Source organism: Pseudonocardia sp. (assembly GCF_025965585.1).
In the GTDB taxonomy this organism is placed as follows: Bacteria; Actinomycetota; Actinomycetes; order Mycobacteriales; family Pseudonocardiaceae; genus Pseudonocardia.
Genome location: NZ_JAOPWR010000357.1, coordinates 1 through 7188 on the forward strand (window position 1 = coordinate 1; position 7188 = coordinate 7188).

The following is a 7188-nucleotide window of genomic DNA, read 5'->3' on the forward strand; positions in this document are numbered from 1 at the left end:
CCGGAAGGTCGGATTCTGGCCGTAGGCCTCGTCCGCGGTCGTCCAGGCCTCGCTGGTGAGCAGGCCGGCTCGCCAGGCGCGGGCGAGCATGGCGACCCCCAGCTGCGGTTTCGTCGCGAAGCCTGTCCCCTCCGGGATGCCCGCTGCAGCGCAGCGCTGCGGATCCTCGGTCCACGAGGTGGGCAGGTAGAGCTCGCGGTCGGGCACGGCACCTTCCGGATCTGGTACACCCCCATCGGGCTGACCTGGGAGATCCACGACCCCGGCGAACTGCGGCCCGGCCTGCTCGGACTGGCCCCACCCCCGGCCGCCGCTGCCCGCGGCCGGGGGCTCTACTGCGCCCGCGAACTCAGCCACGACCTACACATCTGCCACGACGAGACTGGCACCACCGTCCGCGCCAGCACCCGCTGACCATTTCCGGGCCACTGCTGCCATGCCCTGCGGCCGAGGACCCGCGCCATGATCTCCGCTTCGGATATGCCCGTTGACGTGCTCGCTCCAGGCCCTTGGGGGCAGGGAGCGTTCCGTCGTAGGTGTACTCGTAGATCCGGCCGTTCCTCCGGAGCAGCGTGCCCACGGATACCTCGATGTGGCCGCTGTTCTCGACGATTCGCCCGGCGATCATGCCGGTGATGCGGATGTGGCCACGGTTGTAGATATCCCCGGCCGCGTAGCCGTCCAGCCGAGCCGACACATCGGCGTTGAGCACTCGGCGAACGCGTTGCACCCGTCGGTCACCACCGCCTGAAGCTCGACCCGATCTTGCCGGCTTCGCCAGTCCAAGCCTTCAACTAGATCGCCTCCAGAGGCTCGACCCGCTTGAGGAACGCACGGACGGCGAGGTAGTCGGCGAGCGGCTGCTTGTGCTCACCGCAGGCCACCCAGACCTTCTCGCGGTCGGGAGCGTGCAGCCTGGGGTTGTTCCACACAACCGCCCAGGTCGCGGCGGCCTGGCACCCCTTGGCCGAGCAGATCGCTGGGCTCTCGTGATTGCTCACCGGGCCAGTCTGGCAAGCGGGGGTGACCTGCAGCCAGGAGAGCCCCGCCCGTCATCGGCCCACCCGGCTGCTGTTGTGGTCGCGGCAGGCCCGGCTGGGTGAACCGCCGCCCGTACAGCAAGATCCACTCAGTCCGTCGACTCACAACCGACGGCGGGTGATGGATCCGGGCCTACGCTGGGCGCATGGCGCAAGCATCGGGCGACGCAGGAGGGGACGCGGTCAGGCCGGCGGTCCGCGACCGCCGCGCCCGACCACTGCGCGACCTGCGGATATCGGTCACCGACCGCTGCAACTTCCGCTGCGGCTACTGCATGCCGCGCGACGTCTTCGGCTCCGACCACGCGTTCCTGCCGCGCAGCGAGCTGCTGTCCTACGAAGAGCTCGGCCGGCTGGTACGGGTCTTCGCCGACCTCGGCGTCAGCAAGGTCCGGCTCACCGGCGGTGAGCCGCTGCTGCGCCGCGATCTCGAAGTCCTCGTGTCGCTCGTCGCGTCGACACCGGGCATCACCGACGTCGCGCTGACCACCAACGGCTCGCTGCTCGCCGCCCACGCGCGGAGCCTGCGCGATGCGGGGTTGCACCGCGTGACGGTCAGCCTGGACAGCCTCGACCCGACCGTGTTCGCGGCCATGGGCGACACGAAAGTCCCGCTGTCGAAGGTGCTCGACGGCATCGCCGCGGCCGCCGACGCAGGGTTGGCGCCGATCAAGCTCAACACCGTGCTGCGCCGGGGCATGAACGAGGCCGGTCTGCTCGACCTGGTCGAGTTCGCCCGCGACCGCGGCTATGTGCTGCGGTGCATCGAGTACATGGACGTGGGCAACACCAATGGCTGGGATCGGTCGGAGGTCGTCACCTCGGCCGAGGTGCTGGACCAGATCGCCGCAGTGCACCCGGTCGAACCCGTGGCGGCGGCGCGCCCGGGCGAGGTCGCCCAACGCTGGCGCTTCCTCGACGGACGTGGCGAGTTCGGGCTGATCTCGTCGGTGAGCACGCCGTTCTGCAGCACCTGCACCCGGGCCAGGGTCACCGCGGTCGGCGAGCTCTACACCTGCTTGTTCGCCGCGCACGGGCGTGACCTGCGCGGCCTGCTCCGGGGTGGGGTCGACGACGACGCGCTGCATGCTGCGATCGCCGCCGTCTGGGGCGCCCGGGACGACCGCTACTCCGAGCTGCGTGGCCTGGGCACCGTGGACCTCCCGAAGCCGGAGATGTCCTACCTCGGCGGCTGATACCCGGCCTGGCGCGGACACCGGGCACGGCTGCCACGCCGCCGGCCAGCCGATATTTGCGACAGCGCGCTCATGGCGACGATGAGCAGCGGCAAGCGAGTCCGGGAACCGATCCCCGGCGGAACGTAGACCATATACGAGCGGCTGCCCACCGGTCCGCTGTAGCCGACCTTCTCCCACCCTGGCCGGACGGCACCTTGCCCGCCCGGACCCCTCCGTCGCGGCGCCGTCGGCCTGCGACGCAGGCCCCGTTTGCGCGGTGACATCGGGACTCGCATCGCGCCCCGAGCCTGCTTCTGTGTCCGGCGCGGCGGCATGCGCCCCCTCCGTGACGAAATCGGCTCCACTCCGGTCCGCTGAGGACACGGAACAGCCAGCTCACGGCACCTGGCGACGGCGAAGGCCGCCGCCAGGTGACAGCACCGGCCCGACGTCTACCGTCGGGTCGGGTCGGATCGAAATCAGCCCTTGGTGGTGTTGCGCCCGCTGCGAGCGGTCCCCGACACCTTCTCGCCGGCGGCCTGACCGGCCTGGGCGGCCTCCTCGGTCACGGCTTCGGTTGCCTCGACCGCGTGCGTGGTCATCGACTCGGCGGCCTCCCGGGCCTGGCTGGTCGCGGCCTCGGTCGCCTGCGCTCCAGCCGACAGCAGGGTCATAGTGAGTTCGCGCTGAGTGGCGAGCACCTGCTCGGCGAAGTCGAAGACCTTGTCGACGATCTGCTGGGGGTTGGGCAACCCCGACTGACCCCCGGCTGCGCCGGCCATCAAGGCCCGGACGTTCTCCGCCCACGTGCGCATGGCGGTCGTGATCGCCTCCTGGCCGCGCTTGGTCGCGTCGGTGAACTGATTCTGCGGTGTGGTCATCTTCTTGTCCCCAATCTTGCTGTGCTTGAAATGAGACGCTTTGTCGTTCAGATGCCTTCGCGCTGATCGGCACCAACACCGCTGGCCGTGGGCGGGCGTGCCACGTGCGGCCGGGTCGGCGACCAGATGGCTCCGCTGCCCGTCGTCGTCTCGCTCCAGCAGCCCGCCGCCCGCGCGTCCCGAGGCGCGCCTGTGCGGCCGACACCGTCCACGAAGCCATCCCGCGCCCTGCCGAGTTGCCCTGTCTCATCATCAAGGCGCCGGCTCCGCCGGCTGCGCCACCGGGTTAGCCAACGATGACCAAGAGCGATCCGGGCCAGAGCCCAACGGCCTAACGGAGCTGACCCTTCGCGGCTCATCAAGGGTCCTACCGCACCACGCCGACCGCAAGGGCGCTGCGCGTCGCTCCGCGATGGCCTCCAGCGGTCAAGCCAGGCCCGGGCACTCTCGCTCACCGCCGACGGCAGACAACCGGAACGGGGCGCGTCATGCCTGCGAGGGAATTTCACCCTCCTCGCCCGGCCCACATGGGACGGGACAGGAGGGCGTTGCTGGAGAGCCGCAGCAGCTACGAGGTGGGCACAGCGTGGAGGCCGGTGCCGCACCTGCTCGCCCGGGCGAGCTGGCTGGGAGGCAGCGAGGATCCGGGATGATCCTGCGGCCGGGGCGACGCGGCGGCCGCAGGGCCACGACCGGTGATACGGGATCGTGTCTCGATGGTGACCGTGGCCCGGTTCAGGAGGAGGCTGCGGTGGCAACAACCCGCCGCGCCGGGCGAGGACGGGCACGAGAAATCACCGTGCGCCCGCCGGGCGGCCCGAACAGGGGGTGGGCTCGGTGACCGCTGTCGATTCGCCCGCACGGGACCCCGAGCCGGCCACGGCGGCCCGCACGAAGCGGGAGAAGGAGCCGCCGCCGCTCAGGGATGGGGACGTCGAGCGCGCCGCGCCGGACCCGGCTCCCCGCCACCGGGCGGACGGGGGTGCCGCGCTCGACGGGGAGGGTGTCGAGGCCAGCGCGCCGGACCCCGCGGGTCTGCCGCAGGAACGCAGCACCTCGGGCGGGGTCGGGTGGGACGAGGCCGAGCCCGAGGAAGACTCCGACGACGATCCCGCGGTGCTGCGCCAGGCCCGCCACGACGCCGAGCTCACCGTCGCGGTCGACCCGGTCCGGGCCTACCTGAAGCGGATCGGCACGGTGGCGCTGCTGGGTGCGGCGCAGGAGGTCGAGCTGGCCACGCGGATCGAGGCCGGGCTGCTGGCCGCGGAGCGGCTGCGGGGCCGCCCCCGCCGGGGGTGTCCGCGCAGTTGCGCCGGGACCTGCGCCAGATCGTGCGCGACGGGGAGCGCGCGAAGGACCGCCTGGTGGAGGCCAACCTGCGGCTCGTGGTCTCGATGGCCAAGCGCTACACCGGCCGCGGCCTGGCGTTCCTGGACCTGATCCAGGAGGGCAACCTGGGTCTGATCCACGCGATGGAGAAGTTCGACTACACCAAGGGCTACAAGTTCTCCACCTACGCCACCTGGTGGATCCGCCAGGCCATCACCCGGGCAATGGCAGGCCAGGCCCGCACCATCCGCCTCCCGGTGAACATCGTCGAGGCCATCAACAAGCTTCGCCGCGTCCAGCGCGAGCTGTACCAGGGCCTGGGCCGCGAGCCCACCCCCGGGGAGCTCGCCGCCCAGCTGGACATCGCCCCGGAGAAGTTATCTACGTTGCAGCGCACCGCTCGCCAGCCGCTCTCGCTAGACCAGAGCGTCGGTGACGAGGGCGACGCCCGGCTCGGGGATGCCATCGAGGATTCCGAGACCGTGGGGGCCGCCGAGGCGGTCGGCCTCACCCTGCTGCGCGATCAGCTGCAGTCGGTGCTGGCGACGCTGTCCGAGCGCGAGGCCGGCGTGATCCGGCTGCGCTTCGGCCTCACCGACGGCCGGCCGCGCACGCTGGAGCAGATCGGCCAGGTCTACGGGGTGACCCGGGAGCGGAGCCGACAGATCGAGTTGAGGGCGATGGCCAAGTTGCGCTGCTCGTCGCGCATTGCCCTGCTCCGGCACTACCTCGACTAGCTCGCCGAGCTGCCCACCGCTCGACCAGCGAGGCCGACCCTGGGCCCGGCTATGGCGCTGGCGGGGCGAGGTTTCCACGCTCCCCGGTAGGCAGGACCACCCGATGAGGCCACCAGCAGCCTCGCGGCCTGACTCACGCGGCGACACACGTTCCCCGCCGCGCGCCCACGGGCACAGCGATCCGACGTCACCATCATCTTCCACACCAGGACCAGGACCAGGACCAGGACCAGGACCAGGACATGGATCGTGCCGCCGAGGTGTTGCTGGTGGACCTGCGCCTGGCCTGGCCGGTGTTGGTGCGGGCGGTGTTCGCGGTCGCGCTGGGTCTGGTCGCGCTGATCTGGCCCGACATCACCGCGGTCGCCCTCCCCGTGGTGGTCGGCATCTGGGCGCTGGTCACCGGGGTCGTCGAGATTCATCCTCGCGGTCCGGCAGCGCCGCGAGCGGCGCCGGGCCGCATTGTTGGTGGTGGCCGGACTGCTCTCGGTGGTGGCCGGCGTGCTGGTTCTGGCGTGACCGGTCCCCGGCGCGCTGGCGCTGGCGGTACTGATCGGGGTGTTCGCCGTGGTGTACGGCTTCGTGCTCGCGGCGCTGGCGCTGGCGCTGCGCAACGCCGCAAACTCCCCGACCACCGGACCTTCTTCGGCCCGGCCCCACCCTGACCGGGGCCCGGATCGCTGACCGGCGGGAGAGCCGAGGACCCGACAAGCCGCAGCGACCGGACAGGCCGGCTGAGACCGCAGTTCCTACTCCCCGGGAGGCACCCGTGCCCAACGACGCCGAGCGTCGCCGGCTCGAAGCCCCCGAGCAGGCCGGCCCGCCGTGTGCTGGCCGCGTGACGCCGCCGGCCCACACCCCGTCGACCGCGGCGGCCTGCTCGAGGACGGTTCCTACATCAGCTTCGCTCGCCGCCGCAGCGTCCACCAGCTGCAGATCGACTACTAGTGCGGACGTCTGGTCATCTGTGCCTCGAGGGCACCCGCCGAGTCCTACGCTGTTCCGATGACGTGCCGCATCGAAGTCTTTGTCCGCAGCGGGCACACCGTTGATCTGGCACTGGAGGACGGCGAGGACCGCATCTTCACAAGCGCTCTGCACGAGGTCTGGGCATCCCCCGACACCGTCGGGTTCAAGCACCTCACGCTCGGCGAGAACACCGAGATTCTTGCCAGAGAGGTCGTCGGTTACCGGCTCCACGGCTCGGTGCTAAAGGACTCGGCACCGTTGTAGTGGCGCTCGAGGACCTAAGGAGGCTGCTGAAGAACCCGGTTGGCCAGGGGCTCGTCGATCGCTCCGCACCGGCTGTACTCCCAGCCGACGGTCTCGCAGGCCTGCGCCGTTGCCTCGAACGCCACCGCATCACGTGGCCGGATCCGCTCATCCGGGCGGCAGTCGATCACCACATCCGTCCCGTCCGAGCGCACAGTGAGACTGTGCATCGTCCCGCTGGCCTGCTGTTCGTCCTGTCTCCGATCAACCGTCGTGATGACCCTCGCGAACGGCACTGATGGCTCGTTCTCGTGCGGCACCCACTACTTTCCAATCCGGCTGCCCGGTTACCCAGTCGAGCCCGGACAGCGAATTCCGGAAGGTCAACCACGCCGAGTTCGGCTATATGCGGACCGCCGACGTGACGCGCCTCTGCGACAAGGCCATCGGACGCGCCATCTCGGTCGTAGCCTGGCTGGCAATCGTTGCCGGGGCGGCGGTGGCGCTTGTCAGTCTCCGAACAGCCGCTCGGAGCGGCGCGGCGTCGGCGGACCGGTCTGCGCGACCTTCGCCCGGATACCCGACCGGGCCGACGGGTTGAGCCCGAGCTTGTTGCGAGGCTCTCCATCTTCGTGCACGCCTTCCACTGGTCGAACACCGGGTTCGGCATCGGCAGGCCGTTCGCAGGGTTGCGGACGACCTCGGGCTCGCTGGTCATCCGGGCCCGCAGCCTGTCCAACTTCTCGACGATGACCACGTAGGCGGTGATGACCGCCGCGTCGGGCGCGTGCAGCAGGTTCATGATCCGGAG

Annotated in this window: 9 protein-coding genes and 1 pseudogene; 6 read left to right on the forward strand and 4 right to left on the reverse strand. The window is 70.7% G+C overall.

The annotated features are described in order from the left end of the window. Both JWR81_RS34485 and JWR81_RS21880 read right to left on the reverse strand, forming a co-directional pair. Positions 1–357 (reverse strand): transposase (locus JWR81_RS34485; protein WP_367278828.1); only part of this gene is annotated, 357 nt, incomplete at its 3' end. Positions 358–794: 437 nt separating this feature from the next. After that, positions 795–1001, reverse strand: a complete 207-nt coding sequence (locus JWR81_RS21880; protein ID WP_297656110.1) for a hypothetical protein — start codon at positions 999–1001, stop codon at positions 795–797. A gap of 185 nt (positions 1002–1186) precedes the next feature. Between JWR81_RS21880 and moaA the strand changes: the two genes are divergently transcribed. Next, entirely contained in the window at positions 1187–2236 is a 1050-nt protein-coding gene (gene moaA / locus JWR81_RS21885) for a GTP 3',8-cyclase MoaA (RefSeq protein ID WP_297656113.1), read from the forward strand. A gap of 461 nt (positions 2237–2697) precedes the next feature. Here the strand turns inward: moaA and JWR81_RS21890 are convergent, their stop codons facing one another. After that, entirely contained in the window at positions 2698–3099 is a 402-nt protein-coding gene (locus JWR81_RS21890) for a hypothetical protein (RefSeq protein ID WP_297656116.1), read from the reverse strand. Positions 3100–3927: 828 nt separating this feature from the next. Here JWR81_RS21890 and JWR81_RS21895 point away from each other — a divergent pair. The 4 genes and pseudogenes from JWR81_RS21895 (at position 3928) to JWR81_RS21910 (ending at position 6398) form a co-directional block, all read left to right on the forward strand. Then, positions 3928–5165, forward strand: a pseudogene (locus JWR81_RS21895) (RNA polymerase sigma factor). 242 nt (positions 5166–5407) lie between these two features. Beyond that, positions 5408–5830 (forward strand): DUF308 domain-containing protein, encoded by a 423-nt coding sequence (locus tag JWR81_RS21900; RefSeq protein WP_297656119.1) that lies wholly within the window; start codon positions 5408–5410, stop codon positions 5828–5830. 160 nt (positions 5831–5990) lie between these two features. Then, positions 5991–6113, forward strand: a complete 123-nt coding sequence (locus tag JWR81_RS21905; protein ID WP_297656122.1) for a hypothetical protein — start codon at positions 5991–5993, stop codon at positions 6111–6113. Between the two features lie 57 nt (positions 6114–6170). After that, positions 6171–6398 carry a hypothetical protein gene (locus tag JWR81_RS21910; RefSeq protein WP_297656125.1) on the forward strand — a complete coding sequence of 76 codons (228 nt, stop codon included), beginning with the start codon at positions 6171–6173 and terminating at the stop codon, positions 6396–6398. 14 nt (positions 6399–6412) lie between these two features. Here JWR81_RS21910 and JWR81_RS21915 read toward each other — a convergent pair whose 3' ends face one another. Beyond that, positions 6413–6673, reverse strand: a complete 261-nt coding sequence (locus JWR81_RS21915; RefSeq protein WP_297656128.1) for a hypothetical protein — start codon at positions 6671–6673, stop codon at positions 6413–6415. A 336-nt stretch (positions 6674–7009) separates the two neighbouring features. Between JWR81_RS21915 and JWR81_RS21920 the strand changes: the two genes are divergently transcribed. Beyond that, a complete protein-coding gene (locus JWR81_RS21920; RefSeq protein WP_297656131.1) occupies positions 7010–7138 on the forward strand; it encodes a hypothetical protein in 129 nt (42 codons plus the stop codon). The last annotated feature ends 50 nt before the right edge of the window (positions 7139–7188 follow it).

What these genes read in the sequence shown, in the direction of transcription:
- JWR81_RS21890 (WP_297656116.1), bottom strand. Translation starts at nt 3,099, where the DNA reads ATGACCACACCGCAGAATCAGTTCACCGACGCGACCAAGCGCGGCCAG.
- JWR81_RS21900 (WP_297656119.1), top strand. Translation starts at nt 5,408, where the DNA reads ATGGATCGTGCCGCCGAGGTGTTGCTGGTGGACCTGCGCCTGGCCTGG.
- JWR81_RS21910 (WP_297656125.1), top strand. Translation starts at nt 6,171, where the DNA reads ATGACGTGCCGCATCGAAGTCTTTGTCCGCAGCGGGCACACCGTTGAT.
- moaA (WP_297656113.1), top strand. Translation starts at nt 1,187, where the DNA reads ATGGCGCAAGCATCGGGCGACGCAGGAGGGGACGCGGTCAGGCCGGCG.